The sequence below is a fragment of the Streptomyces cupreus genome, from assembly GCF_014257025.1.
Lineage (GTDB): Bacteria > Actinomycetota > Actinomycetes > Streptomycetales > Streptomycetaceae > Streptomyces > Streptomyces cupreus.
Window position 1 is genome coordinate 1 of record NZ_JACMSF010000048.1, and the last position, 25,467, is coordinate 25,467.

General features: G+C 70.7%; 19 protein-coding genes and 2 pseudogenes. 11 read left to right on the forward strand and 10 right to left on the reverse strand.

Annotation, left to right across the window (positions count from 1 at the left end):
• Positions 1 to 2,351 (reverse strand): non-ribosomal peptide synthetase (locus H4N64_RS32955; protein WP_186286185.1); only part of this gene is annotated, 2,351 nt, incomplete at its 3' end.
• A gap of 306 nt (positions 2,352 to 2,657) precedes the next feature.
• Between H4N64_RS32955 and H4N64_RS46935 the strand changes: the two genes are divergently transcribed.
• Positions 2,658 to 2,804: a SidA/IucD/PvdA family monooxygenase gene (locus tag H4N64_RS46935; RefSeq protein WP_418896312.1), complete on the forward strand. Its 147-nt coding sequence runs from the start codon at positions 2,658 to 2,660 to the stop codon at positions 2,802 to 2,804.
• A pseudogene (locus tag H4N64_RS32965) lies at positions 2,744 to 2,935 on the forward strand (L-lysine 6-monooxygenase); the annotation flags it as partial. The gene H4N64_RS46935 and the pseudogene H4N64_RS32965, both read left to right, overlap by 61 nt.
• Before the next feature lie 16 nt (positions 2,936 to 2,951).
• Here H4N64_RS32965 and H4N64_RS32970 read toward each other — a convergent pair.
• A complete protein-coding gene (locus H4N64_RS32970; protein ID WP_336246863.1) occupies positions 2,952 to 3,632 on the reverse strand; it encodes an FMN-binding negative transcriptional regulator in 681 nt (226 codons plus the stop codon).
• Between the two features lie 47 nt (positions 3,633 to 3,679).
• Positions 3,680 to 5,257, reverse strand: coding sequence for a (2,3-dihydroxybenzoyl)adenylate synthase (locus tag H4N64_RS32975; protein ID WP_186286188.1), 1,578 nt, complete (start codon positions 5,255 to 5,257; stop codon positions 3,680 to 3,682).
• A gap of 240 nt (positions 5,258 to 5,497) precedes the next feature.
• Between H4N64_RS32975 and H4N64_RS32980 the strand changes: the two genes are divergently transcribed.
• The 3 genes and pseudogenes from H4N64_RS32980 (at position 5,498) to H4N64_RS46495 (ending at position 13,508) form a co-directional block, all read left to right on the forward strand.
• Positions 5,498 to 11,629: a non-ribosomal peptide synthetase gene (locus H4N64_RS32980; RefSeq protein WP_186286189.1), complete on the forward strand. Its 6,132-nt coding sequence runs from the start codon at positions 5,498 to 5,500 to the stop codon at positions 11,627 to 11,629.
• A gap of 344 nt (positions 11,630 to 11,973) precedes the next feature.
• A pseudogene (locus H4N64_RS32985) lies at positions 11,974 to 12,925 on the forward strand (hypothetical protein).
• Positions 12,926 to 13,298: 373 nt separating this feature from the next.
• The gene (locus tag H4N64_RS46495; protein ID WP_336246870.1) at positions 13,299 to 13,508 is read left to right on the forward strand and encodes a hypothetical protein; all 210 of its coding nucleotides are present in this window, start codon (positions 13,299 to 13,301) and stop codon (positions 13,506 to 13,508) included.
• A 33-nt stretch (positions 13,509 to 13,541) separates the two neighbouring features.
• Here the strand turns inward: H4N64_RS46495 and H4N64_RS32995 are convergent, their stop codons facing one another.
• The 4 genes from H4N64_RS32995 to fabG are packed head-to-tail and all read right to left on the reverse strand — an operon-like array spanning position 13,542 to position 17,659.
• Entirely contained in the window at positions 13,542 to 14,558 is a 1,017-nt protein-coding gene (locus tag H4N64_RS32995) for a Gfo/Idh/MocA family protein (RefSeq protein ID WP_186286190.1), read from the reverse strand.
• Between the two features lie 11 nt (positions 14,559 to 14,569).
• Entirely contained in the window at positions 14,570 to 15,886 is a 1,317-nt protein-coding gene (locus H4N64_RS33000) for an NDP-hexose 2,3-dehydratase family protein (RefSeq protein WP_336246864.1), read from the reverse strand.
• On the reverse strand, positions 15,883 to 16,827 hold the full coding sequence (locus H4N64_RS33005; protein ID WP_186286191.1) for an aromatase/cyclase: 945 nt from the start codon (positions 16,825 to 16,827) through the stop codon (positions 15,883 to 15,885). Before H4N64_RS33005 ends, H4N64_RS33000 begins: the two co-directional genes overlap by 4 nt.
• A 46-nt stretch (positions 16,828 to 16,873) precedes the next feature.
• Positions 16,874 to 17,659 carry a 3-oxoacyl-ACP reductase FabG gene (gene fabG / locus H4N64_RS33010; protein ID WP_186286193.1) on the reverse strand — a complete coding sequence of 262 codons (786 nt, stop codon included), beginning with the start codon at positions 17,657 to 17,659 and terminating at the stop codon, positions 16,874 to 16,876.
• A 185-nt stretch (positions 17,660 to 17,844) separates the two neighbouring features.
• On the opposite strand from fabG, the gene H4N64_RS33015 reads away from it, so the two are divergent.
• From H4N64_RS33015 to H4N64_RS33030, 4 genes are read left to right on the forward strand one after another with little or no spacing between them, the layout of a single operon-like run.
• Positions 17,845 to 18,681, forward strand: coding sequence for a thioesterase II family protein (locus tag H4N64_RS33015; protein ID WP_336246865.1), 837 nt, complete (start codon positions 17,845 to 17,847; stop codon positions 18,679 to 18,681).
• Complete coding sequence (locus H4N64_RS33020; RefSeq protein ID WP_186286195.1) at positions 18,678 to 19,946, forward strand: beta-ketoacyl-[acyl-carrier-protein] synthase family protein; 1,269 nt, start codon at positions 18,678 to 18,680, stop codon at positions 19,944 to 19,946. Before H4N64_RS33015 ends, H4N64_RS33020 begins: the two co-directional genes overlap by 4 nt.
• Positions 19,943 to 21,220, forward strand: coding sequence for a ketosynthase chain-length factor (locus H4N64_RS33025; RefSeq protein WP_222109694.1), 1,278 nt, complete (start codon positions 19,943 to 19,945; stop codon positions 21,218 to 21,220). Before H4N64_RS33020 ends, H4N64_RS33025 begins: the two co-directional genes overlap by 4 nt.
• Before the next feature lie 59 nt (positions 21,221 to 21,279).
• Positions 21,280 to 21,552, forward strand: a complete 273-nt coding sequence (locus H4N64_RS33030) for an acyl carrier protein (RefSeq protein WP_186286197.1) — start codon at positions 21,280 to 21,282, stop codon at positions 21,550 to 21,552.
• A 58-nt stretch (positions 21,553 to 21,610) separates the two neighbouring features.
• On the opposite strand, the gene H4N64_RS33035 is transcribed toward H4N64_RS33030, so the two are convergent.
• A complete protein-coding gene (locus H4N64_RS33035) occupies positions 21,611 to 22,348 on the reverse strand; it encodes an SDR family NAD(P)-dependent oxidoreductase (protein WP_186286199.1) in 738 nt (245 codons plus the stop codon).
• A 130-nt stretch (positions 22,349 to 22,478) separates the two neighbouring features.
• On the opposite strand from H4N64_RS33035, the gene H4N64_RS33040 reads away from it, so the two are divergent.
• The gene (locus H4N64_RS33040) at positions 22,479 to 22,892 is read left to right on the forward strand and encodes a nuclear transport factor 2 family protein (RefSeq protein WP_186286200.1); all 414 of its coding nucleotides are present in this window, start codon (positions 22,479 to 22,481) and stop codon (positions 22,890 to 22,892) included.
• 26 nt (positions 22,893 to 22,918) lie between these two features.
• Positions 22,919 to 23,647 (forward strand): SDR family NAD(P)-dependent oxidoreductase, encoded by a 729-nt coding sequence (locus H4N64_RS33045; protein WP_186286201.1) that lies wholly within the window; start codon positions 22,919 to 22,921, stop codon positions 23,645 to 23,647.
• Between the two features lie 50 nt (positions 23,648 to 23,697).
• On the opposite strand, the gene H4N64_RS33050 is transcribed toward H4N64_RS33045, so the two are convergent.
• Together H4N64_RS33050 and H4N64_RS33055 are read right to left on the reverse strand one after the other, a co-directional pair.
• The gene (locus H4N64_RS33050; protein WP_186286202.1) at positions 23,698 to 24,849 is read right to left on the reverse strand and encodes a nucleotide disphospho-sugar-binding domain-containing protein; all 1,152 of its coding nucleotides are present in this window, start codon (positions 24,847 to 24,849) and stop codon (positions 23,698 to 23,700) included.
• 94 nt (positions 24,850 to 24,943) lie between these two features.
• On the reverse strand, positions 24,944 to 25,408 hold the full coding sequence (locus tag H4N64_RS33055; protein WP_186286203.1) for a hypothetical protein: 465 nt from the start codon (positions 25,406 to 25,408) through the stop codon (positions 24,944 to 24,946).
• Positions 25,409 to 25,467: the final 59 nt, after the last annotated feature.

A 25,467-nucleotide genomic window follows, 5' to 3' on the forward strand; every position in this document is an offset into this window, starting at 1 on the left:
GCGTGCATGTTCGGGATCGGAGTGCCGATCACGCTGCCGATCGTGGTCGTGTCGAGCGGCCGGTAGGTGACGTGCACGGTCGTCTCGGTGATGCCGTACATGTTCACCAGCCGCGGTTGCCGGTCACCGTGGCGTGCGTACCACCCGCTGAGCGTGCGTGGATCGAGCGCCTCCCCGCCGAAGACCACGAGCCGCAGCGCGAGATCGTCCGGGACATCCGCGTCCGCCTCGGCCAGCTGCTGGAATGCCGACGGTGTCTGGTTGAGCACGGTGACGCCTTCGGCGGCCAGCAGCCGCCGGAAGTCCCGGGGGGAGCGGCTGGTCTCGTGGGACACGACGACGAGCCGCCCGCCGTGCAGCAGCGGGCCCCAGATCTCCCAGACGGAGAAGTCGAAGGACGGTGAGTGGAACAACGTCCAGACGTCGTCCGGACCGAAGTGGAACCACGACTCGGTGGCGGCGAACAGGCGCGTCACGTTCGCGTGCGGAACGACTACGCCTTTGGGAGCCCCGGTCGACCCGGAGGTGTAGATGAGGTATGCGGGCTGGTCGCCGTGGCGGGGCGGGACCGCGACCCCTCCGCCGCGTTCGTCGGGCGATATCCGGGGGTGCCCGGTCGCGGGCAGGTCGGCCTCCGGGCGGGTGATCACCAGGACCGGGTCGGCGTCGTCGAGCATGAAGGCGATCCGCTCCGCCGGGTATCCGGGGTCCACAGGTACGTAGGCTGCCCCCGTCTTCAGCACCGCCAGCACCGAGACCACGAGGTCGATCGACCGTGGGAGCGCCACGGCCACGAACCGCTCCTCGCCCGCACCCCGTGCGGCCAGCGCCTGTGCGAGGCCGCTTGCGCGCCGGTCCAGTTCCGCGTACGAGACGGTGACGCCGTCGCACACCAGCGCCGTCGCATCGGGCGTCGCGCTCGCCTGCTCGGCGAACAACGACACGAGGGTGGCGTCCGGGACCGGTGCCGTCGTGTCCTCGCGCGCGGCCAGCCAGGACAGTTCCGCCGGGCTCAGGGTCTGTGCCACGTCCACCGGCGCGTGCGGGTCGGCCAGCACGGACCGCATGCACTCGATCAGCCGGGAACACAGTGCTGCGAGGTCGTCCCGGTCGTAGAGCGCCTCAGGGGCGTCGAACCGGATGCACAGGTCGCCCGTGACACTGGTGCCGTCGACATAGACGGAGATCATCAGTTCGTCGGTGACACCGAACGAGCTGCCCGCCAGGCGTGCCGGGCTTCCGTCGAAGTCGACCGGTTCGAGAAACGGGATGAGATTGAGAATCGCGCCGAACGGACTGCGCGGTTCGTGGCCCGAGCCGGCGTCACGCCGGATACTGGATATCTGCAATGACGAGTGGCGGTAGATCCTCCGGGTTTCGGTGGTGACCACCTCGGCCAGCTCCGCCAGTGAGATGCCGGGCCGGAACGCGACCCGTATCGGAAGGACGTTCTGGACCATCCCCGGGGTCGCCCTCGTCTCGCCGAACCGGTTGTTCACGCTGAGCGAGAACAGTGGTTCGGACTGCCGGCACATCCGCCGGAAGAACACCGCGACCGCGGCGGTGGTCAGCGATGTCATGGCAACGCCCAGGGACGCCGCGACCTCCTGCCATGCCGCGTACTCCGCGGCGGGAACGCATGCCTCGAATTCGCACATCCCGAGCCGTGCGGCTGTCGAGAGCCGAGGCGGTTCCAGTTCGGTGACGTCGGTCTTCGAGACGCCGTTCGGCAGCCGGACCACTTCGTCGGCGTCCGCTGTGTAATCCCGCCAGAACGCCGCATCGGCCGCGGAGCGGGCCGAGTCGCGATACCGCCGATCGGCCCGGTGGAAGGCTTCGGGTGCGGCGAAGGTACTCGGCGGGACCGGCAGGTTCTTGCGCAGTGCCGTGTAAATCTCGGCGATCCGCTGGGACAGGAGGTTCAGGATCCCGAAGCCGTCGGAGATCAGGTGCGGGCACACCACGACCAGCTGCAGCCGGTCGTCGGAGAGGACGATCACACCCGCGCGCAGCAGGAGGTCCGACTCGAAATCGAACGGTCGTCCCACCAGGTCCGACACGATCTCGCCCGCGGCGGCGTGCGGATCGGCGCGTCGGGAGAGGTCGATCGAGAACGGCTGCCAGTTGCCGAGTTCCCGGAACACTTGCCGCAGGCCGCCGTCGTCCTCGCGGAAGTTGACCAGCAGCGTGCGCGCTTCCGCCACGGCCCTGCGAATCGCGGAGGATAGTTCCGTGCGGGACACCTCGCCGTCGATCTGCCACAAAGCCAAACCGTTGTTCGGCACTTCGGGCGATATGGCGTGAGCCAGCCACATCCGTTCCTGGGCGGCCGAGAGGGCTAGCGATGGCATGTCCATTCACCTCAATGTGTGCTCATGGAGCGTGGGACGGCACGACATGACGTGCCGCCCGAGGACGCCGAGGTCGGCCGCCTGTTTCTGTCAGCGCTTGTCGGGCGGTCGCGACGGGGTTCAGGGCCGAAACGCCGAGCGACGGTACGGGCGTCGCGTTCCCAAAGCCGGAGTTCACCACATAACCGGCCTGTCAAAGGATCACTCTTTCCTGCTTCTTTCCGCCCGCGTTCCCGTAACGAGCCGGGTGCGTAGGTTCCACGTGGGAGATCTCGGTGGCGAGGAGGACCGGTGCCGGAGAGCGTGGTGTACGACGTCGTGGGTGTCGGCTTCGGGCCGGCCAACCTGTCGCTCGCCGTCGCGCTGACCGGATGGACGGGTGCTTCGCCCCCGACGAGGAGGGCCGGTACCGCGTCAGCCGCGACCACCGGCTGGTCACCGCCTCGGATCTGACCGGCGGCGTCTACCTGCAGGGCGGCACCGAGCACACACACGGCCTCAGTTCGTCGCTGCTGTCGAACATCGCGATCCGCAGCGGCGAGATCGCCGACTCGATCGCGGCGGCGAAACGAGCGCGGCGCTGAGGCGGCGAGGAGTCCGTCACCGCGCGGCCGGCCCCGATTCCCGCCGCCAGCGGCACATCAGGTCGGCGACCTTGCCGCGGCGGCCGGTCGGGTCGCCTCCGAAGGACTCCCGGACGCGTTCCCTGATCTCCGGTGGCTGCTCCTGGCTCAGCTTGAACATCGCCTCCGTGCGTCGGCCGTGGATGCGGAAGGCCCCGACCGCGGGCAGGATCTTGCGGAAGTAGCCCACCGACTCGGACATGTCCCAGCCCGTGCCGAACTCGGCCTCGTAGGCGCGCACGGTCGCCTGCACGACGGCCAGCGTGGGCTCGCTCTGCGCGAGTCGCTGCACCGGGCCACGCACGTGCACGGAGGTGAAGTCCCAGGTCGGTGCTGCGGGCGTGGTCTGGTAAATCGTGGGGGAGACGTAGGAATGCGGCCCGGTGAACACCACGAGCGCCTCGCCCGCGTCCACCGCCGCCCAATGCGGATTCGCGCGGTTCATATGGCCCAGCAGGACGATCTCCGCCGGATCGTCGGCTGTCGGATCGTCGGCTGTCGGATCGCCCGCCGCCGGGTCGAGGATGACCGGTACGTGGGTGGCGTGCACACCCGGCCCCTGAGGGTCCGCGGTGACCAGCAATGCCAGCGGGTTCGACCGGATCATGTCGATGGTCCAGCTCTGATCGGGCTGACGGTAGGCTGCGGGGACGAACACGTCCGCCCCTTCCGGGTCTCTCGACGTTCGACGGGTGTCGGCATGCATCACAAGCCGCGCGCCTGGGCGTGCAGCGCTTTCTTGTCGATCTTGCCCATCGCAGTCCGCGGCAGGTCGGCCAGCGTGATGATCCGGTCAGGGATCTTGTACGTGGCGAGGCCGCGCTCGCGCAGATGGGTCTTGACGGCAGCTGACGGGACGTCAGTCCGCAGCAGGAGGAAGGCGTATGTCCGCTCACCCAGGGTGCGATCCGGGACGCCGACCACGGCCGCGTCCCGCACCGCGGGATGCGCGCACAGATGCCGCTCCACCTCCTCCGGGGAGATCTTCTCGCCCGCCCGGTTGATGACGTCCTTGATCCTTCCGAGGATCACGAGGTTTCCGTCAGGACGTCGGCAGGCCAGGTCGCCGGTGCGGTAGAACCCGTCGGGAGTGAACGATCGCACGTTCTGCTCCGGCGCCCGGTAGTACCCGCGGATGGTGCTCGGCCCGCGCACAAGCAGCTCGCCGGCCTCCCCGTCGGGCAGTGGCTCTCCGGACGGCCCCACCACCAGCATCTCGTCGGCCTTGGAAAGCGGCCGGCCCTCGGTGTTCTCGATCACCTCGTCCGGGTCGTCCAGCCTGGTGTGGGCGAGGAACCCCTCGGTCGTGCCGAACCAGCGGGTCAGCCCGCACCCCAGCACCTTGCGAGCCCGTGTCGCCAGGGCGGAGTCGAGCGGGGCGCTGCCGATCTGCACCACCAGCCGGGAGAGGTCGTGGTGCTGCCGGCCGGAGTCGGCCCACAGCCGCAGCACCGCGGGCACGAGCGAGGTGACGGTGACTTTCTCGCGCTCGATCAGTGGAAACACTTCGTCGGGCCGCACACTCGAGGTGAGTACGGCCTTGCCGCCGAGCAGCAGGCTCCCCAGCACCCCCGGACAGGCCAGGGCCGCCAAGTGCGACACCGGGTTCACCGCGAGGTAGACCAGGTCCGGGCCCGCCCCCATCGCCCGGGCGGTCGCCCGCATCAGGTGAGCGAGTTCGTCATGGGTCCGTGGGATCAGCTTGGGCGGCCCCGTCGTCCCGCTGGACAGCAGGAACAGCGCCGGGTCGGACGGATTGACCGACGGCAGCTCCCGCGGGGCACCCGCGAGCGCGTCGAGAGCGACGAATTCCTCGGCGTCGCCGCTGACGAGCACATGCCCGGAGAAGGAGACCTCGCGGGCGAGCCGCCGGAAGTCGAAGCCGCCGAACGCGTCCTTGACCGCGTACGCGACGGCGCCACTGTGCGCGCCGACGTGCGCCATCTCGACGCGCCGGTACCCGGGCAGGGCCAGGACGGGAATGGCGCCGGCGCGCAGCAGCGCCAAGATCAGCACGACAAACTCCGGGATGTTCGGCATCTGCACCACGACCCGGTCCGACGGCTTGACGCCCAGCTCCATCAGCCCGTACGTCAGCCGTTGCGCGCTGTCCCACAGCTCGGCGTAGGTCAGTTCGCGTTCACCGCAGACGACGGCCACGCGATCGGCGTGCCGCGCGCAGGACTCCTCGAACAGATCGCCGAGTGGACGACCGAGCCAGTAGCCGGCCCGACGGTACTCCTGGGCGAGTCCGTCGGGCCACGGGACCAAGCCATCGATCATGATCACTTCCCTCGTCGCCGGGACCGGTCGGCGGTCTCGCCTCGGCCCGTCCTTACCCGATCGTCGCCGCGCCGTGCCTCGCGCGGGCCGATGTCTTGCCGAGGTCTTTCCTGAGCGGCCGGGACGCGACGGCCGACTGGCACGGTGAAGACACTCCGACCCCTGTGGCTCGCCTTCTGTCACGGACCACTGTGGCCCGCGTGTGGCGGACGCGGGGCCGACCACCGACAGGAGCGTCCAGTGACCGATGTCCCCGCAGCAGTCCCCAGCGGCACCGTCGTCGATATGCTGCGGGCCAACGCGGTTCGCGATCCGGACGCGGTCGCCTTCAGCCACCTGACGTTCCCGGTCGGCGGCCCCGAGCACGGGCAGCGTGTCTCGCTCAGCCGTGCCGAGCTGGACACCCGGTGCTCCGCGCTGGCCGACGCGCTGGCCGCACACGAGCTCGCGCGACACCGCGTACTGGTGCTCGCGCCGCCGGGCCTGGACTTCATCGTCGGTCTGTTCGGCACGCTCTACGCCGGCGCGGTCGCCGTGACCTGCCCGCCACCCGTGAGCGACGAGAGCGATCCGCGCACCGAACGGGCGGTCCGGATCGCGTCCGACGCGCAGGTGTCGGCGGTGGTGACGACCCGCGAGGTCCAGGACCGGCTCGGCGAGCTGCGCCGCCGGTTCGGCGACGTGCCATGGCTCGCGGTGGACGACGTGGAACCCGCGGCGGCCGGGCGTCCCGCCGTCCCCGCCGCCGACCGGAGCGATCTGGCCTTGCTGCAATACACCTCCGGGGCAACCGGAGGGCCCAAGGGCGTGATGATCAGCCACGACAACCTGGTGCACCAGCTGTCGCAGGCGGCGACGATCTTCCAGCTCCCGCCCGGCAGCAACGTGGTCAGCTGGATATCGCCTTACCACGCGCTCGGAATCGTCGTGCACCTCATGCTGTCGCAGTACCTCGGCGGTCAGGCGGTGTTCCTGGCGCCGGAGGACTTCGTAGGGCACCCGCTGCGCTGGTTGCGCGCTATTTCGGACACGCCGGGGCCCGTGCTGTCCTGTGCGCCGAACTTCGCCTTCGGCCTCTGCACCGATCACATCAGCGAGCGGGAGCGCACGGGGCTCGACCTGTCCGGCTGGCGCACCACGCTCAACACCGCCGAGCGCGTCCAGGCGCACAGCATGGCCCGGTTCATCGAGGCCTACCAGCCGCACGGCTTCCGGACGGCCGCCATGTGCCCCGGCTTCGGCATGACCGAGGCCATGGTGCTGACCGGGCAGCGCCGGGGCCGGCCGCTCGTGCTGGACGTGGACGCGGCCGAGCTGGAACGGGGCAGAGCGGTGGTGCTCGGCGAGCCGGACCCGGCCCCGGACCCGGCTCCGGACGCAGGCACCGGCGAGGGCGAACGCAGGCTGCGTCTGGTCGGGGTCGGCCAGCCGGGTCCGTACTCCGAAGTGATCGTGGTGGACCCGGAGCGCAGGCAGCGGCTCGGAGAGCACGAGGTCGGCGAGGTGTGGATCCGCGGCCCGGTGGTGTGCCAGGGCTACTGGCGGCGTGCGGAGCTGACCGAGGAGACGTTCGGCGCGCGGCTGTCCGACGGCGAGGGCCCGTACCTCCGTTCCGGCGACATGGCCTTCCTGCACAACGGCGAGCTGGTGCTGTGCGGCCGGCGCAAGGAGATGATCATCGTGCGGGGGCGCAACCTCTACCCCCAGGACATCGAGTCGGCCGGTGAGCGGGCGCACCCCGCGCTGCGCGGAGCGCCGGCGGCGGCGTTCTCCGTGAACAGCGAGGCCGGAGAGGAGCTGGTGCTCGTCCAGTCCGTGCCGGACGCGGACGCGCTCCCCCTCCCGTTGCCGGAGCTGGCCCGGCGTATCCGCTCCGCGGTGACCGGGGCCCACGAGGTGGAGGTGCACCACCTGGTGCTGGTGCCAACCGCTCAGATCCCCAAGACGATCAGCGGCAAAATCCAACGCGGCGAGTGCCGACGCCGCTATCTCGCCGACGAGCTCGAGACACTCCTCGAACCAATCCATGGCGGCCCGCCGCCCGCGTCCGCACCGGTTCCGCCGGTGAACGGTCGATCCACCGGCGGGAGTGCCACCCTGCCCGGTCTGCTCGCGGCCCTGGAGCCGTCCCTGCGGGCCGGTGTGATATCGGCTGAGCTGCGGCGACGTCTCGGCGCTCTGCTCGACGTACCCACCGACGACGTTCCCACCGACGTGCCGCTGGTCGCTCTGGGGCTCGAATCGATACGCGCCATGGAACTGCGCGCCCTGCTGGAACGGGACGTTCAGGTGGAGCTTCCGCTGGCCACCTTCTTACGTTCGTCCGTGGGTGGGCTCACCGAGCTGATGGTCCACGGGCTCGACGGCCGGCACGCGTCGGCGGCGGCCGAGACGTCCGAGCCGTTCCACGCCGACCCGGAGCACCGGCTCGAGCCCTTCCGGCTGACCGGTCTCCAGCAGGCCTACCTCGTCGGCAGGCGCGTCGGCGACGAACGGGGCGATGTCGCGACCCACCTGTACCTGGAGATCGAGGCGGGTGACCTGGATCTGCGCCGGTTGGAGACGGCGCTGACCGTGCTGGTGTCCCGGCATGACATGCTGCGCGCGGTGGTGGCGGAGGACGGCACCCAGCGGGTGCTCCCGGAGTCGGACGCCACACCGGTCCCGTTCTCGGTCATCGACTGCTCCGCGGGGTCCGGCACGCGGACCGCCGCCGTGCGCGAGGAACTGTCCCACGAGATCAGGCCGATCGGCCAGTGGCCGATGTGGGAGGTGCGGGCGCTGATCCTGCCGGGCGGCCGGATCCGTCTGCACATCAGTATCGACCTGCTGATCGCCGACGTTGCCAGCATCAGGCTGTTCTTCGACGACTGGCGGCGGCTCTACGCCGGCGAGCGGCTGCCACCGCTGCGGACCGCCTTTCGTGACTACGTCAACGCCTACGCCGTCGATCCGGAAGAACCGGAATATGCCGCCGCCCGTGACTATTGGCTGCGACGGGTGCCCGAACTCCCCGAGGGGCCGCAGCTGCCGTGGCGGCGAGGCGCGACGGCGCCCGCACGGTGGAGCAGAAGGGCTCACCGGCTGCCGGCCCGTTCCTGGTCCCGCATCAGGCAACTGGCGCTCCGGCACGAGGTCACCCCGACGTCGGTGTTGCTCGCGGCCTTCGCCACGGTGCTCGGGCGCTGGTCCACGACCGACCGGTTCCTGCTGAACCTGCCGCTGTTCAGCCGGAACCGGGTGCATCCGGACGTCGACGCTCTGATCGGCGACTTCACCAGCGTGGTCCTGCTCGAGGTCGACCTCCGTGACCGCCCCGGCATCGCCGAACTGGCCGACCGGCTGCACCGGCAGCTGTGGCGCGACCTGGAACACAGCGCGTTCGACGGGGTGGCGGTGCAGCGTGAGCTGGCCAAGGCGCGCCCGGCCACGGGCGTCCCGCACTGCCCGGTGGTCTTCGCCAGCGCCCGCGACCAGGGCTGGGACCAGCACGGCCAGGACGCCGGCACGTTGGGCCAGAACTGGCTCGGTCGGACCACGTTCAGCATTTCGCAGACCCCGCAGGTCCTGCTGGACCACCAGGTGTACGAGAACGCCGGGGCACTGGAGTTCAACTGGGACTCGCCGCACGACGCGCTCCTGCCCGGCGTGCGGGACGAGATGTTCGACGCCTACTGCCGCTTGCTCGACGGCCTGGTCGACGCCGGGGCGTGGTCGGGCGGCGTGGACGCGTGCGGTGCCGGCCTGGACGAGTTCGTGGCCCGGGCGGGCGCGACGGACGGTGCGGTGCCGTCGGCGTCGTTGGCCGACGGGGTGATGGGCTGGGCCGCGCGCGAGCCGGACCGAGTGGCGGTGGTGACGGCCGACGGCGGCGTCCTGCGGTACGGGGAACTGGGATGGTGGGCGTCCGGGGTCGCGGAAACCCTCCTGGGCTCGGACACCGACCCGGGCGCATTGATCGCCGTGGGGATGCCGAAGTCGGCGGAGCAAGTGGTGGCTGCGCTGGGCGTCCATCTGGCGGGCCGGGCCTATCTGCCGGTGGATGTGGACCTGCCTCCGCGGCGGCGTGCCGAACTGCTCGCGGCCGCGGGCTGTTCGGTGGTCCTCGTCCGCGCCGGCGACGACCACCGGCAGTGGCCCGACACGGTTCGGCTCGTGGCCGTGGAGGACTGCCGCGACCGGGCCCGACGGCTCGCCGAATCGCCGGCGAAGGCCACGGATGTGGCTTACGTGCTCTTCACCTCCGGCTCCACCGGTGCGCCCAAGGGTGTGGCGGTCTCGCATCAGGCGGCGCTGAACACCTGTACGGACGTCTGCGGCCGGTTCGGGATCGGGGCCGACGACGCGGTGCTGGGTCTGTCGTCGCTGAGTTTCGACCTGAGCGTGTTCGATGTGTTCGGGGTGCTGGGGGCTGGCGGCCGGCTGGTGTTGCCGCGTCCGGGTGCGCAGCGGGATCCGGAACACTGGCTGGAGCTGGTGGCCGAGCACGGGGTGACGGTGTGGAACAGCGTGCCCGCGGTCGCGGAGATGGTCGTCTCTCATCTGGGAGCCGACGGGCGGCAGGGCGCCGCGCTGTCCGGTATCCGGGTGGCGTTGTGGTCCGGCGACTGGATCCCCGTCGGCCTGCCCGACCGCTGGCGCGCGTGGTCGCCCGGGTGCCGGCTGATCTCGCTGGGCGGGGCCACCGAGGCCGCCATCTGGTCCATCTCTTACGAAATCGGCGAGGTCGACCCCGAATGGGACTCCATCCCGTATGGCCGGCCGCTGACGAATCAGCGCTTCCACGTCCTCGACGACCGGTTGGCGTACTGCCCGATCTGGGTGGCCGGCGAGTTGTACATCGGCGGCCTGGGGCTGGCCGAGGGGTACTGGGGCGACCCCGTACGCACGGCGGAGCGGTTCATCACCCACCCCGTGTCCGGAGAGCGGCTTTATCGCACCGGGGATCTGGGCCGGTGGCGGCCGGACGGCACGATCGAGTTTCTGGGACGGACGGACGGCCAGGTCAAGATCGGTGGTTTCCGGATCGAGCTGGGCGAGATCGACGCCACGCTCGCCCGGCATCCGGCGGTCGCCAGGGCGGTCACCACTGCCGCCGGGACCCGCCACCACCGCTACCTCACCACGTTCGTCGTTCCGGACCGTGCGCAACGGCCGGCCCTGGCCCAGGAAGTCGGTGACGACGGTGCCGAATACCAGAGCCTGCTCGGCGCCGTGATCACTGATGCCGCCCACCGCGCGGCCGTCACCGTGGCCCAGCGTGGCCGGCGTGCCGACCTGACCTCGCCGGCGGTCGGACTGCCCGACTTCCTCGACCCGGAGCGGGCCGACCGCCGGTGGAACCGGAGGCGCAGCCACCGGCGGTTCGCGGCGACCGAGGTTCCGCTGGCCGAACTCGCCCGTCTGCTCAACTGCCTGCGGGCCGTCGGCGCCGAACACCGCCCGGTGCCGAAGTACCGGTACGGTTCGGCCGGATCGCTGTACCCGGTGCGGACCTACGTCTACGTCCGCCCGGGGCGAGTGGGCGGGCTGCCCGGCGGCACCTACTACTACGACCCACTGGCACACCAGTTGTGCACCGTGCGCAGTGGTGTCGAGTTGCCGGCGTCCATACACCTCTCGATGAACCAGGACGCCTTCTCCTCGGCCGCGTTCCTCCTGCTCCTTGTCGGCCCGATGGCCGAGGTCGAGCAGATGTACGGGCGGCGCGCGCACGACTTCTGCCTCATCGAGGCGGGCGCGATGAGCCAGCTGCTGGCCGAGTCGGCCACCGAGGGCCCGCTCGGGTTGTGCCAGATCGGACTGCTGCGGGACGAGAAGCCGTTACGTACCCTCTTCGCCCTCGACGAGGACGAAGTGCCGCTGCACAGCCTGCTCGGCGGAGTGGGGCTTGCGGAAGCGGACGAGGCCACGGACGCCGGCGTCGCGTCGCCTCGGGCGGCGGGGCCGGCCGAACTGGTCGGCCAGGTACGCGAGCTCGCGATGAACGCGCTGCCCGCGCACATGGTGCCGAACAGGATCCGGGTGATCGACGAGCTACCGCTGACCGACCAGGGCAAAGTGGACCCTCGCCGGCTGGAGGAACTGGCCGGCGAACCCGAGACCGACGTCGAGGCGGTCGAGCCGGGATCCGATACGGAGGCGCGGGTCGCGGCTGTCGTCGCCAGGACGCTCGGGCGTGACCGCGTCAGCGTCACGGAGAATCTCTTCGGCCTTGGGGCCGACTCCGTGCAGCTCATCGCCATCCGGCAGCGGCTGTCCGACGAGTTCGGCCGCGAGCTGCCCCTGGCCCGGATGTTCGAGAACGCCTCGATCCGCACGGTGGCCGCCGCTCTTGTGGCCACGCCGGGGGCTGGCGTGGGCGGAGGCTGAGGTGCTCGTGCCGGTCGGGGTGTGATCGGTGGCGTGGCCCGGCTTTGAGGCAGCAGAGTTCGGCTTGACCGCGTACGGGTCTGCGCCTCCGGCAACGCCGCGTTCAGCCATATCGGGATCATCGCCAGCGGAGTCAACACGGCGAGCGGTACCGGGAGTGGGCGGGCGCCCAACTCGACCACCACGGCACCGACCTCCCGGCCGACGCCCGACGAGCCGTGACGGCGTCGGCGGACTACCGCGTGGCCGACGTCACGGACCCCGCGGACGTGGCCGCGGCCGTCGCCGGTGACGACCCCGTAGTCGTCTACCTCGCCCTTCCCCCGGCGCTCTTCCCGGCGACGGTGATCGCGCTGCACGAGGCGGGACTGCCCCGGGGCAGCCGCATCGTCCTGGAGAAGCCTTTCGGCGAGGACCTCGACGGCGCCCAGGAACTGAACCGGCTGCTCGCCGATCTCGTGCCGGAGCACGCCGTCTTCCGGGTCGACCACTTCCTAGCCATGACGACGGTTCAGAACGTCCTCGGCAGCAGGCCGGCCAACCGGGTGCTCGAACCGATCTGGAACAGCACACACATCGCCGAGATCGAGATCGTCTGGGACGAGACCCTCGCTCTGGAGGGAAGGGCCGGCTACTACGACCACGTAGGCGCGCTGAGGGACATGGTGCAGAACCATCTGTTGCAACTGCTGTGCCTGGTCGTCCGGCCGGGTCGGCGACCACGAAGTGCCCGCCTATACCGACGAGGTCGGGGTCGACGCGCGGCGCCGGACCGAGACCTTCGCCGAGATCGTGCTGAAACTCGACAGCTGGCGCTGGGCGGGCACCCGATTCCGTCTGCGGAGCGGCAAGGCTCTCGGCAAGGACCGCAAGGAGGTCGCGGTGCGCTTCCGTTCCGTTCCCCACCTGCCCTTCGGACAGGACAAGGACGTCCGGCGCAACGTGCTGCGTTTTGGACTGGAGCCCGAGAATCTGAGCATGGACCTGACCGCAACCGGCTCGCGTGCCGAGACCCTCACGCAGCTCTCGCTGACCGCCCGGATGGATGCCCCCGATCTGCCGGCCTACGGCCGTTTGCTGCTGGACGTTCTCAACGGCGACCCCGCCCTGTCCATCCGCAGCGACGAGGTCGAGGAGGCGTGGCGCGTCGTCGAGCCGGTCCTGTCTGCCCGGGAGAGGGATCTGGTGCCCCTGGAGGAGTATCCGGCCGGCTCGGACGGGCCGCCGCTACGCCACACCAGCCCTGGGCGGCGGGACGACCTGCTGCACGAGGCCGCGGTCATGCCGACCGACTGAGGGAACCCAGAACAGCCGTGCCGCACCGGTCGACTCGTACCGGTACGGGAGGAGAGCCGATGGCCCACTGTATGGAGAGCCGTCCTCCGTGTGTCGTGATCACCGGGGTGTCCGGGGCCGGGAAGTCGACGGTCGCCCGGCAGTTGGCCGAGCGCCTGGGGGTGCCCTTCGCCGAGGCGGACGACTTCCACTCACCTGACAGCGTCCGGAAGATGGCATCGGGAGTTCCGCTGGACGATCGAGACCGCAGGTCGTGGCTGGAGTCCGTCGGGCGCTGGCTGGGCGACCGCGACGCCAACGGCAGTGGAGGAGTAGCGGCCTGTTCCGCCCTGCGGCGACGCTACCGGGACACTCTGAGGTCGGCCTGCCCGCCGTGCTCTTCCTCCAACTCACGGCCGACCGCGAGGTGCTCGCGGAGCGGCTCCGCGGACGCAGCGGCCACTTCATGCCCGAGACCCTGCTCGACTCCCAGCTCGCGACGCTCGAACCTCTCGAACCGGACGAGAGAGGAGCCTTGCTGGACGCCGCACCGGCTCCCGAGGAGATCGTCCGGACGGCCATGAAGCTGCTCACGGGACTGTGACCCGAGTCCTCGGTCCGGCATCGGCCAAGGTCGTCACCGGGAGGTCTCCATCGAGCCCGTACGAGCCGTGGCCGCGGTGCGGATTGTCTCGATGATGCGGCTCTGGGCAATGCTCGTCGTCGTGTCCGTGGGGGTGCCTGTGCGGATGGCTGTGGCGAAGTGGGTGAGGGTGTTCGCGCACTGGTCGTCCGTCGGCAGGGTGCGCAGCTCCTGGTGGTTGTGGCGGTCGACGCGGATCACCGGGCGGTGGTCCGGTGGTGTGGTGAAGGCGTGGTCCACGGTGATCTGGCCGGTGCTGCCCAGGAGTTGGTAGCGGGAGACGTAGAAGTGCTCCATGCCGAAGCTGATGTGAGCGGTGACACCGTCGGGGTGGCGGAGCAGAGCGTCGCCCGCGATGTCCACGTCGTGGGTCTCGTGCGGCTTCAGGCTTGCTCCGAGCACGGTGAGGTCGTCGCCGAGGAAGAACTGCGCGGCCCGCACCGGGTAGCCCGCGCCGTCCAGCAGGGCCCCGCCGCCGAGGTCGGAGCGGAGACGGTGATCGGTGGCGGGGCGCGGTGGGATGGTGAACGCCGCCTGGAGCGTGCGGAGTTCGCCGATCGCGCCGTCGGCCACGAGCGTCCGTACGTACTGGTGCTGGGAGTGGTGGACGAACATGTAGTTCTCCATCAGCACCAGCCCGGCCGACTCGGCGAGCGCCGTGAGGGCGGCCGTCTCCTTCGGGTCGGTGGTCAGCGGCTTCTCCGCGAAGACGTGCTTCCCCGCGTCGAGCGCCGCCCGCACCCACGGCGCGCGCAGCGCGGGCGGAAGGGGGATGTACACCGCCTCGACCTCGGGATCCGTCAGGAGTTCCGGGTAGTCGGTGACCGCGCGGGCGCCGAAGCGGACGGCCACCTCCTTGGCCCTCTCGGGCGTACGGCTGGCTACCGCGGCCAGCCGCAGCCCGCTTCCGGGAGTCGCGGCCAGGGCGGGCAGCACCTTGCGGATCGCGATGTCGGCACAGCCGAGCAGCCCCAGGCCCACGGCGTCGGTTCTCGTCCCACCGGAAGACATCCGGGATCTCCCTAGTCCGTGAGGCACGCGAGCAGTGAGCGTGCGACCACGTTGACGTGGTTGCCGTAGCGGACGAATCCGGTCAGTTGACGGCGCGTCATCCAGATGTAGTCCTCGGGCACGTCGTCCGGGAAGTCGTCCGCGACCTCGACGAGGAGATAGCGGTTCTCCGCGTGGTGGAAACGGCCGCCCTCCTCCGAGAGCACGGTGTCGAAGTGGATCCGGGACGGCGGCGCGGACAACACATGGGCGAGGAACGGCGGGCGCTGTCCCTCGGGCAGATGCGCGTAGTTCTGCGGGACGCAGTTCACCGTCGGCGACATCTCGACCACGTCGGAGGTGCCCGCCTCGCTCTGGGCGTGCACGAGCAGTTGCCAGTCCGCGTCCGGGCCGGAGCGCCGGGCCAGGAACGCGACCACTCCGCGGTCCACCGGGGCGAGCAGCGGCTGCGACCAGCGGGCGACCTCCCGGCTGCTGGCCTCCACATCGACCCCGATCACGGTGAAGAAGGTGCCCCGCTCGTGCTCGATGCGCTCGGGGCCGCGGCTCCAGCCCTTCACCTGGTTCAGCGGAATGCGCCGGCGCTCCAGTACGTGGTTGCTGCGCGCCTCGGTGAACCAGCTGAGGATCTCCGCCGTCGTGTGCGGCGCCGGGCCGCCCCGGTCCGGTTCGTCGATCAGGAAGGGCAGACCGGACAGCACCGTCCTGGAGTCCATGTTGACGACGTTGTCGAGCCGCAGCAGGTCCTTCAGGAGGGTGAGGTTCACCCAGCGGAAGTTGTCGTGCTCGGGGACCTCGGCGTCCTCGGACACCTCGACGATCATGTTCCGGTTGCGTTTGGCGAGGAACCAGGACCCCTGCTCGGACTGGAGGGAGTCGAAGACCCGGCGGCCCCGCCGGGGGTCCACGAAGTACTCCAGGTACGGGACCGCGTTCCCGCGGTGCACGCGCGTGTAGTTGCTGCGCGTCGCCTGGACCGTCGGCGACAACTGGAGCGTGTTCACATTGCCCGGCTCCATCTTCGCCTGCATCAGGCAGTACGGGACGCCGCCGAACCGCTTGACCAGGATCCCCAGGATGCCGATCTCGTCCTGGATGATGATCGGCTGCGTCCAGGCGCCGACGTCCTCGCCCAGGGACGCCTCGATCCCCTCCACGGTGAAGAAGCCGCCGCTGCGGTGTCCGAGGTTCCCGGTCACGGGGTCGAAGTGCCAGCCGTCCAGCTCGTCGAGCGGCACCGGCGTCACCCGGTAGGTGTTCGCCGCCCGCCGCTCGGCGAACCACTGCTGGAACGCGACCGGGTCCTCCAGCGCCGTACTCCTGCTCACCGCCCCGCCCTGGCTTCCGCGTACGTCTTGGCGTGCCCCAGGGTGGCCCGGCTGTTGGTGCCCAGGGCGTTGCGGAGGAACACCCGGGCCTCGGGGACGCCCGCGTCCTCGCCCAGGATTGCGTGGATGTTCTCGGTGTTGACGATCACCGTGTGCTGGGAGGTGGCGGTGGTGACGCCCCGGTCGTCCTCGACCAGTTGCCAGTACCCGGTGTGCAGGGCCATGAGCGCGGGCAGCGTGGTCTGCTTGTAGACGATGCGGTGGTGCGGGAAGCACACGCGGACGGACTCGGTCGTGTGGGACGAGCCGTCCTTGGTCAGGGTGTCCATCCGCAGCACCTGGAGGCCGGGGGTCTCCTCGCGCAGGTCCACCGAGGCGACGTGCGGCAGCCGCTCGCGCCACTGGTCGGCCTCGTTGATGAAGTCGTAGACGTCCTTGGCCGAGCCGTCGATCTCGACGCTGTCCTCGAAGGACAGCAGCAGGTCCGGCTCGCCGGTGGCCAGCTCCACATTGGTCTTCAGCGAGGCGAGTTCCAGCCGGCTGTTGCGGTCCACGGCCTGGTCGATCCACTCCAGGCCGGCGGGGTCGTCGTCGACGGCCCGGTAGTCGTGCAGCAGCCGCAGCCTGGTGCGCTCCGGCGACACCGCCTCGGCGATCCAGGTGCCGCCCATCGCGGCCACCGGCGGCGCCGACACCTCCTGGCGGAAGGTGATCCGCAGCGCCTCGGGGTCCAGGACCCGGCGGGAGGTCCAGTTCTTCGCGGTGCCGTTGGCGGTGGCCCAGATCCGGATCCGCTCCTCGTTCCCGGAGTGCTCCACACGCTCGACGAGGACGGAGGGCGGGAAGATCAGCGGCCAGTTCTCCACGTCGGCGATCAGCCGGTACACCTCCGCTGCCGGAGCCTCGACGGTGATCTCGTGCTCGACTTCGCGTACGGTCATGATCGGTGTCACCTCTTTGACGGGGTCGGAAGATGCCGGGCGGGGATCAGAAGTTGCCGAGCCCGCCACAGACGTTGAGCGCCTGCGCGGTGATGGAGGCGGCGGCGTCGGTGACCAGATAGCCGACCAGCCCGGCGACCTCCTCGGGGGTGGAGTACCGGCCCAGCGGGATCTTGGACTGGAACTTCTGGAGGATCTGCTCCTCGGTGGTGTCGTACGCGGCGGCGTATCCCGAGCGCACCCGCTGGGCCATCGGCGTCTCCACATAGCCGGGGCAGACCGCGTTGACGGTGATCCCGGTGGGGGCCAGCTCGTTGCCGAGCGCCTTGGTGAAGCCGACCACGCCGTGCTTGGAGGCCGAGTACGGGGCGCCGAGCACCACGCCCTGCTTCCCGGCGGTCGAGGCGATGTTCACGATGCGGCCCCGGTCCTTGTGCCGCATCCCGCCCGTGTTCAGGACCTCACGGGTCATCAGGAACACGCTGTTGAGATTGGTGGCGATGACGTCCAGCCACAGCTCGTCGTCGATGTCCGCGGTGACCCCGCCACCGCTGCGGCCCGCGTTGTTGACCAGGACGTCGACGGTGCCGTACCGGTCGACGGCGGCGCGCACGAAGCGCTTGACGTCCTCGGCGGACCGCACGTCGCACGGCGCGCCGTCGACGTCGAGGCCCTCGTCGCGCAGTTCCTTGACCGTGCGCAGCACGCTGTCCTCGGTACGGGCGCAGATGAAGACCCGGTGGCCCTGCCGCGCCAGCAGACGAGTGGCGGCCAGGCCGATCCCGCTGGTCGCGCCGGTCACCACGGCGGTCCGTGACTCCTGCTCCGACATACATCCTCCTGGCGGTGCTCCGAAAGGTCCGAACGACGCGGGGATGCTCACAGCCCGGGCTGGAAGGGCGCTTGAAGGGACCTCAGGGCCCTGGACGACGGTCCGTCGCACCGGACGCCGCTGTGTCCCCGCACCACTGCCGCTCCATCTGTGGTCGAGGGGGTCTTCTCAGACTGACCGCCACCGTGACGACTCAAGAGGCGGCGATGACCCGTACTGCTCGGATCACGACACGCACGGCGGCACCCGAGCGGCCCGTGGGGGCGGGCCCAAAGCTGTTCTGTTTCCCGCACGCGGGCGCCGGCACCTCCGCGTTCGGCGGCTGGCCCGCACTGCTGGGCGCCTCGGCGCGTCCGGTGCCCGTACTGCTCCCCGGACGTGACAGCAGACGCCGGGAACCCCGCGTCACCGGTGTCCGCGGGCTCTTCGCCGACCTGCTGCGGCACCACGGACCGCCGCCCGAGGAGCCGTACATCCTCTACGGGCACAGCCTGGGCGGCCTGATCGCGTACTCCGTGACCCGTGCCCTGGAGAAGGCGGGCCGCCGCGGTCCTGAGCTCGTCGTGGTGGGCGCCTGTCCGCCGCCCGACACCCGCACCGCGCTCGCGGACGCCTGCGAGCTGCCCGACGACCGGCTGCTCGACCTGCTGGAGACGTTCGGCGCGGTGGAACCGGGCACCCCGCGCGGCGGCATCTGGCAGCGCACGGCTCTGGGCGTCATCCGTGACGACCTGCGGCTCGCCCGTGAGCTGCGCCGGGCCGCCGACGGACCGCTCGCCACACCCCTGCTGACGATCGCGGGCACCGACGACCCAGTGGCCGGTCCCGAGGTGATGGACGGCTGGCGGGCGTGGGCCGACAGCATCCACGGGCGGCGCACCGTCGCCGGTGACCACTACTTCGTACGGGGCCGGGCCCTGCCGGAGTTGCTGGGCCGGCTGTGCAAGGACGTACAACGCCTCTCTCACGCGGGCGCATCCATCAACGAAGGGCAGCCGTTACTCATGAAGGGCAGCCGATGAACCGTCGTGTCGCCATCACCGGGATCGGTGTGGTCGCTCCAGGAGGGGTGGGAACGAAGGAGTTCTGGTCCCTGCTCACCTCCGGCCGGACCGCCACCCGGTCCATCACCTCGTTCGACGCCTCACAGTTCAGGTCGCGGATCGCCGCCGAGGCCGACTTCGACCCGCTGGAGCACGGCTTCAGCGCCGACGAAGCCGAACGCCTCGACCGCGCCGCCCAGTTCGCCGTCGTCAGCGCCCGGGAGGCGGTGCGCGACAGCGGTGTGGAACAGGGCCTCGACCCACTGCGCACGGGCGTCACCCTCGGCAGCGCGGTCGGCTGCACCATGGGCCTGGACGCCGAGTACAACGTCGTCAGCCAGGGCGGCAGCCGGTGGGAGGTGGACCACACCCTCGCCGTACCGCATCTCTTCGACTACTTCGTGCCCAGTTCCATGGCCGCGGAGGTCGCCTGGCGCACCGGCGCCCAGGGTCCGGTGTCCATGGTGTCCACGGGCTGCACCTCCGGTCTTGACTCCCTCGGCCACGCCGTCGAACTGATCAGGGAGGGCAGCGCGGACGTGATGATCGCGGGTGCCACCGAGGCGCCCATCTCCCCGATCACCATCGCCTGCTTCGACGCCATCAAGGCCACCTCGCCGCGCAACGACGAACCGGAGACCGCCTCCAGGCCCTTCGACGCCTCCCGCAACGGCTTCGTGCTCGGTGAGGGGTCCGCCGTACTGGTCCTGGAGGACCTGGACCGGGCGCGTCGGCGCGGCGCGCACATCTATGCGGAGATCGCCGGCTTCGCCACCCGCTGCAACGCCTACCACATGACTGGTCTCACCAATGACGGCCGGGAGATGGCCGAGGCGATCCGGGTCGCCCTCGACGAGGCGCGGCTCGACCCCACCGACGTCGAGTACGTCAACGCCCACGGCTCGGGCACCAAGCAGAACGACCGGCACGAGACGGCCGCCTTCAAGCGCAGCCTGGGCAGCCACGCCCACGACATCCCGGTCAGCTCCATCAAGTCGATGATCGGTCACTCGCTCGGCGCCATCGGCTCCCTCGAGGTCGCGGCCAGTGCCCTCGTCATCGAGCACGGTGTCATCCCGCCCACCGCGAACCTGCACACCGCCGACCCGGCCTGCGACCTGGACTACACCCCGCTGACCGCGCGGGAGCAGCGCACCGACACCGTCCTCAGCGTGGGCAGCGGATTCGGCGGCTTCCAGAGCGCGACGGTCCTCATCCGCCCCGAGAAGGGAGACGCACGATGACAGCCCGCGCCGGACGTACGGCGGCGGACACCGCGTCCCAGCCTCAGCCCACCACCACGCCCCCGGTCGTCACCGGCATCGGAGTGGCCGCGCCCAACGGCTTCGGGCGGGAGGAGTGGTGGCGTGCGACCCTGGCCGGCGAGAGCGGGATCAGGGCGATCAGCCGGTTCGAGGCCGACCAGTACCCGGCCCGTCTCGCCGGGGAGATCAGGGACTTCGACCCCACGGGGCACACCCCCGGGCGGCTGATGCCGCAGACGGACCATGTCACACGGCTGGCGCTCGCCGTCGCGGACGAGGCCCTGGCCGACGCCGACGTCGACACCTCCGCCCTGCCCGACTACGCGGCGGGCGTGGTCACCGCCAGCTCCGCGGGCGGCTTCGAGTTCGGGCAGCGCGAGCTCCAGGCGCTGTGGAGCAAGGGCGGGAAGTACGTCAGCGCCTACCAGTCCTTCGCCTGGTTCTACGCCGTCAACACCGGCCAGATCTCCATCCGGCACGGGCTGCGCGGCCCCAGCGGTGTGCTGGTCACCGAGCAGGCCGGCGGGCTCGACGCGGTCGCCCAGGCCCGTCGGCAGGTGGTGCGCAAAGGGATCCGTCTCGTGGTCACGGGCGGAGTCGAGTCCGCGCTGTGCCCCTGGGGCTGGGCCGCCCAGCTCGCCGACGGCCGCCTGAGCACGGTCGACGATCCGGGGCGCGCCTATCTCCCGTTCTCCGCCGACGCCTCGGGGCATGTCGCCGGTGAGGGCGGAGCCCTGCTGGTCGTGGAGGACGCGGCGGCCGCCCGGGAACGGGGAGCCGACACGTACGGGACGATCGCCGGGTACGCGGCCACCTTCGACCCGGCACCGGGCCGGGAAGACGGCGGCTCGCGGCTGCGGGATGCCGCGGAACTCGCCCTGTCGGACGCGGGGTTGTCCGCCGCGGACGTGGACGTCGTGTTCGCGGACGCCGCGGGCGGCATCGCCGCGGACCGTTCGGAGGCCCGGACGCTTGCCGCGCTCTTCGGTCCGAACGCCGTTCCGGTCACCGCACCCAAGACGATGACCGGCCGGCTGTCCGCGGGCGCGGCCTCGCTCGATCTGGCCGCGGCCCTCCTCTCGCTGCGGGACCAGGTGATCCCGCCGACCGTCAACGTCGACGGTCCCGCACCGGGTCTCGCCATCGACCTGGTGACCGGGAAGCCCCGTCCGGCCACGCTGCGGACCGCGCTGGTGCTGGCCCGCGGCCGGGGCGGCTTCAACGCGGCGATGGTGGTGCGTGTCCCGGGCTGAGCCCGCACCACCCGACCCGCGACCCCACATGAGAACCCGACGTAGGAGACGGAGAAACCATGCCGACTGAACTCACTCTCGACGACCTGACCACTCTGCTGCGTGAGTGCGCCGGAGAGGACGAGACGGTCAACCTGGACGGGGATGTGCTCGACAAGACGTTCACCGAACTCAACTACGACTCGCTGGCCGTGCTCCAGACCACCGGCAAGATCGAGCGCGAGTACGGTCTCACGATCGACGAGGACGCCGTGAACGACGCCCAGACCCCTCGCCAGTACCTGGCCGTGGTCAACGCGGCGTTCTCGGACGACAGGGCGGCGAGCGCCTGATCCGTACAACGGCCGGCGCGCGACAGCGTCGGCCGTTGTGTGGATCGCCTTGGCCCGCCTACCAGTTGAGTCCGCCGTTCACCTCCAGCACATGCCCGTTCACATACGAGCTCTCCGCCCCCGCGAGGAACAGTGCCGCGGCGGTGACCTCGTCCGGGGAACCCAGGCGACCCATCGCCAGCTTCGGCTCGTACAGCGCCCAGACCCGTTCGTTGTCCTTGATGGAGCGGGTCATGCCCTCGTCGATCAGGCCCGGGCACAGCGCGTTGACGGTGATGCCCTTCGGCGCGAGCTCCACCGCCGTCACCCGGGTGAACATCTCCACCGCCGCCTTGGTCGCCGCGTAGGCGGACGCGCCCGGGGCGACGCGGGTGGCGAGCGCCGAGGACAGATTGACGATCCGTCCGCCGAACTCGCTGCGCTCCAGGTACGGCACGGCGGAACGGGTGCAGTGGAAGACCCCGCCGAGGTTCGTGGCCATGGTGTCCGCGAAGTCCGCCGGGTCGAGCAGGGCGGCCGGCCCCGGACGGCTGACCCCGGCGTTGGCGACCACCACGTCGAGGTGGCCGAAGTACTCGGCGGCGGCGCGCATCAGTTCGTCCACCGACTCGGGGTCCCGTACGTCCGCCTCGTGCACGACGATGTCGCCGCCGCTCTCCACGAGGTCCGCGCCGACGCTCTTGTCCCGGCCGGCCGCGACGACCTTGCAGCCCTCGCGCGCGAACGCCTCGACGATCCGCCGGCCGAGCCCCTTGGTGCCGCCCGTGACGACCGCGACCCTTCCGTCGAGCCTCATGAGTTGTCTCCCTCCCGAGGTGGGTTGTGGTGGGGGGAAGGGTCGGGGCAACCGCTGTGTGATGAATCGAGTTCACCTTGAGAGAGCGGTGTCAGTCTCTGCCCGCAGTCGAGAAAAGGAGAAAACCTCCATGACGGCCAGCCTGTTCCAGCAGATCCAGCAGTTCTACGCCCGCCAGATGCGGCTGCTCGACAATGGTGCCGTCGAGGAGTGGGCGGACACGTTCACCGAGGACGGCGTCTTCGACCAGAACGTCGCCGAACCGCTGACCGGCCGCGTGAACATCGCCGTGGCCTCCCGGAAGCGGGTGGACCAGCTCGTGGCCGAGGGCATCACCCGCCGCCACTGGCTGGGCATGCTCGAAGTGGATCCGCAGGACGAGCAGGGCGTCGTACGGACGCGCTACTACGCCTTCTCCATGGCCACCGAGCGCGGCGGCCGGCCGCAGATCATGGCGAGCACGTACGCCGAGGACACCCTGGTTCGGCACGAGGGCCACTGGCTCATCCGGTACCGGCGGGTCACTCACGACGGCACGGCCTGATTCGTACCCCTGAAGGAGGCACACCCATGTCAACGCAGCGGGTCGCCCTGGTGACCGGTTCGACGTCCGGGATCGGCGAGGCGACCGCGAAGACCCTGGCGGCCGCGGGCTACCGGGTCGCGGTCAACTCCCGCAACTCGCCCAAGGAGGGCAAGGAACTCGCGGACTCGCTGCCCGGTGCCGTCTATGTGCAGGGCGACATCGCGGTGGAGGAGCAGGCGGACCGGATCGTCTCTACGGTGGTCGAACGGCTCGGCAGGCTCGATCTGCTCGTCAACAACGCGGGCGCCACCCGGCTCATCCCGCACGCCGACCTCGCCGCCGCCACGCCCGCGGTCTGGCGGGAGATCCTGGACGTCAACGTGGTGGGCACCTGGCAGATGAGTGTGGCGGCCATGCCCCACCTCCAGGCCGACGGCGGCGGAGCCATCGTCAACATCTCCTCGATCGCCGGCGTCAAGCCGACGGGCAGCTCGATCCCGTACGCCGTCAGCAAGGCGGCGATCAACCACCTGACCCGGCTGCTGGCCAATGTCGCCGGGCCGGACGTCCGGGTCAACGCGGTGGCCCCCGGTCTCATCGACACCTCCTGGACCGCCGACTTCACCGGCCCGCGTGAGGCCGTCACCGCGGGCGCCCCGCTGCGCCGGATCGGCACGACGGAGGACGTGGCCCAGGCGGTGCTGACACTGGCCGAGGCCGCGTACTCCACCGGTGTGGTGCTGCTGGTGGACGGCGGTATCCACAACCTCTGAGCGACACGAGAGGGCCGGTATCGCTGTCGGCCCTCTTTCGCGAGCCGGTGTCAGGAGGCCGCGAACTCCTCCAGTTCACCGACCAGTTGGGCCGGTGACGGCTGCTCCTGGACCTCGTCGGCCACCCGCCGGGCCGCCGCCCGCAGCCCCTCGTCCGTCAGCACCCGGGCCAGCGTGTCGGTGGTGACCTCGTGCGGATCCACGGAGAGCCCGAGGCCCGCTCGGTCGATCACGTCCGCGTTGACGAAGTTGTCCGCCCCATGGGGCAGCAGCAGCTGGGGCAGGCCGAAGGTGAGCGCGGTCAGGGTGGAGCCGGAGCCGCCGTGGTGCACGGTGGCGTCGCACCGCTCCAGCAGCGCGTTCAGCGGCAGCCAGCGCACGACGCGTACGTTCGGCGGTACTTGGGGCAGGTCCTGCTCGTTCATCCCCGTGACGACGAAGTCGGCGTCGGTCTCGGCGGCGGCCCCCAGCAGCTTCTCCAGACCGCCCACGCCCAGCATCCTCGGCACGATGGTGCCCAGCGAGACGGCGACCCTGGCGCGTGGACGCGCGGTGGTGAGCCACTCGGGCAGTTCGCCGCCGGCGTTGTAGGGGACGTACCGCATGGTCCAGCCCTCGCCCTCGCCCCTCATCAGGCTCGGCGGGCCGACGTGCAGCACCGCGTGGGCGGGCAGTTCCACGGGCACGCCGTGGCGTTCGAAGGACGGGGCGAGATAGGGCAGGTAGCCCTGGGCGAAGCCGCCCTCGCGCAGCATCCCGAAGCCGTGCTCCACCGCGGGGACACCGAGCCGCCGCGCGGCGAGCAGCCCCGCGCCCTGGAGCCGGCCGTGGACGACCAGATCGGGCCGCCACTCCTCGGCGATCCTCAGCGTGCCGTCCGCCATGAGGTCGCTCACCGTCGCGAACCGCTCCAGCATGGCTGGGGTGGTCGATCCGCCCGCCTTCACGATCGCCTGGCCGCGCACCTTCATCTGCTGCGCCAGCTCTGCGGGCGAGAGCTGGGGGCCGCCGCCGAAGACCCGGTCGAAGTCGGTGCCGGGGGACACGTCGACGACGGGCAGGCCCGCCTTCACCGCCGCGTCCACCGCCGTGTCGGACGAGGCGACGAGCACCTCGTGGCCCGCGGAGCGCAGCGCCCAGGCCAGCGGGATGACCGGGAAGAGATGGCCGAGGGCGGGTGGGGAGGTGAACAGCACACGCATGGTCGGTACTCCGTTCGTCGGACGGTCGGGAGAACGACCGGTGCCCCGAGACGGGGCCGGGGCTCGCTGCTCGGGGCGCCGTATCGCAGGGCTGTTACGAGGTACGGGTGGCGACGACGTCCACGGTGAAGCTGCTCACGACGTTGCCCTGGAGGTCGAGGACCTTGGAGACGCCGTGCGAGGTCCAGTGGTCGTCGTCGCTCAGGACGGCGTCCTGGTGACCCTCGACCGAGCCGTCGACATTGCCGCCCGCGTCCTTGTGCGGGTGCTTGATGTCGTACGAGAACGTGGTCCGGCCCGTGCAGTACCAGGTGTCGGTGTCGTTGCCCATGGTCCCGTCGGCGAGGAACGTGAAACTGGTCGTGCCGGAGCTGGGGATCGAGGTGGTGACCTGGGCGCTCCAGGTGCCGACCGGCGAGTAGGACTTGGCCGCCGCGGCGGTGTCCGCCTGCGCGGCGCCGGAGGCCATGAGGAGCGAGGGGACGGCCAGCGCGGTGACGGCGAGCGAGCGCAGGACGCGGCGGCGGGTTCGGGGAGATCCGGCGGATACGGCGGACATGACGGCTCCTCTTGGTGCGTGCGGTGGGGTGAGGGCTCGGAAGTGGGTCTTGCGAGGCG

Excerpts from the sequence above, each read along its gene's own strand:
- H4N64_RS32975 (WP_186286188.1), bottom strand. The coding sequence starts at position 5,257 with ATGATCGATGGCTTGGTCCCGTGGCCCGACGGACTCGCCCAGGAGTAC.
- H4N64_RS32995 (WP_186286190.1), bottom strand. The coding sequence starts at position 14,558 with ATGTCTTCCGGTGGGACGAGAACCGACGCCGTGGGCCTGGGGCTGCTC.
- H4N64_RS33005 (WP_186286191.1), bottom strand. The coding sequence starts at position 16,827 with ATGACCGTACGCGAAGTCGAGCACGAGATCACCGTCGAGGCTCCGGCA.
- fabG (WP_186286193.1), bottom strand. The coding sequence starts at position 17,659 with ATGTCGGAGCAGGAGTCACGGACCGCCGTGGTGACCGGCGCGACCAGC.
- H4N64_RS33020 (WP_186286195.1), top strand. The coding sequence starts at position 18,678 with ATGAACCGTCGTGTCGCCATCACCGGGATCGGTGTGGTCGCTCCAGGA.
- H4N64_RS33025 (WP_222109694.1), top strand. The coding sequence starts at position 19,943 with ATGACAGCCCGCGCCGGACGTACGGCGGCGGACACCGCGTCCCAGCCT.
- H4N64_RS33030 (WP_186286197.1), top strand. The coding sequence starts at position 21,280 with ATGCCGACTGAACTCACTCTCGACGACCTGACCACTCTGCTGCGTGAG.
- H4N64_RS33035 (WP_186286199.1), bottom strand. The coding sequence starts at position 22,348 with ATGAGGCTCGACGGAAGGGTCGCGGTCGTCACGGGCGGCACCAAGGGG.
- H4N64_RS33040 (WP_186286200.1), top strand. The coding sequence starts at position 22,479 with ATGACGGCCAGCCTGTTCCAGCAGATCCAGCAGTTCTACGCCCGCCAG.
- H4N64_RS33045 (WP_186286201.1), top strand. The coding sequence starts at position 22,919 with ATGTCAACGCAGCGGGTCGCCCTGGTGACCGGTTCGACGTCCGGGATC.
- H4N64_RS33050 (WP_186286202.1), bottom strand. The coding sequence starts at position 24,849 with ATGCGTGTGCTGTTCACCTCCCCACCCGCCCTCGGCCATCTCTTCCCG.
- H4N64_RS33055 (WP_186286203.1), bottom strand. The coding sequence starts at position 25,408 with ATGTCCGCCGTATCCGCCGGATCTCCCCGAACCCGCCGCCGCGTCCTG.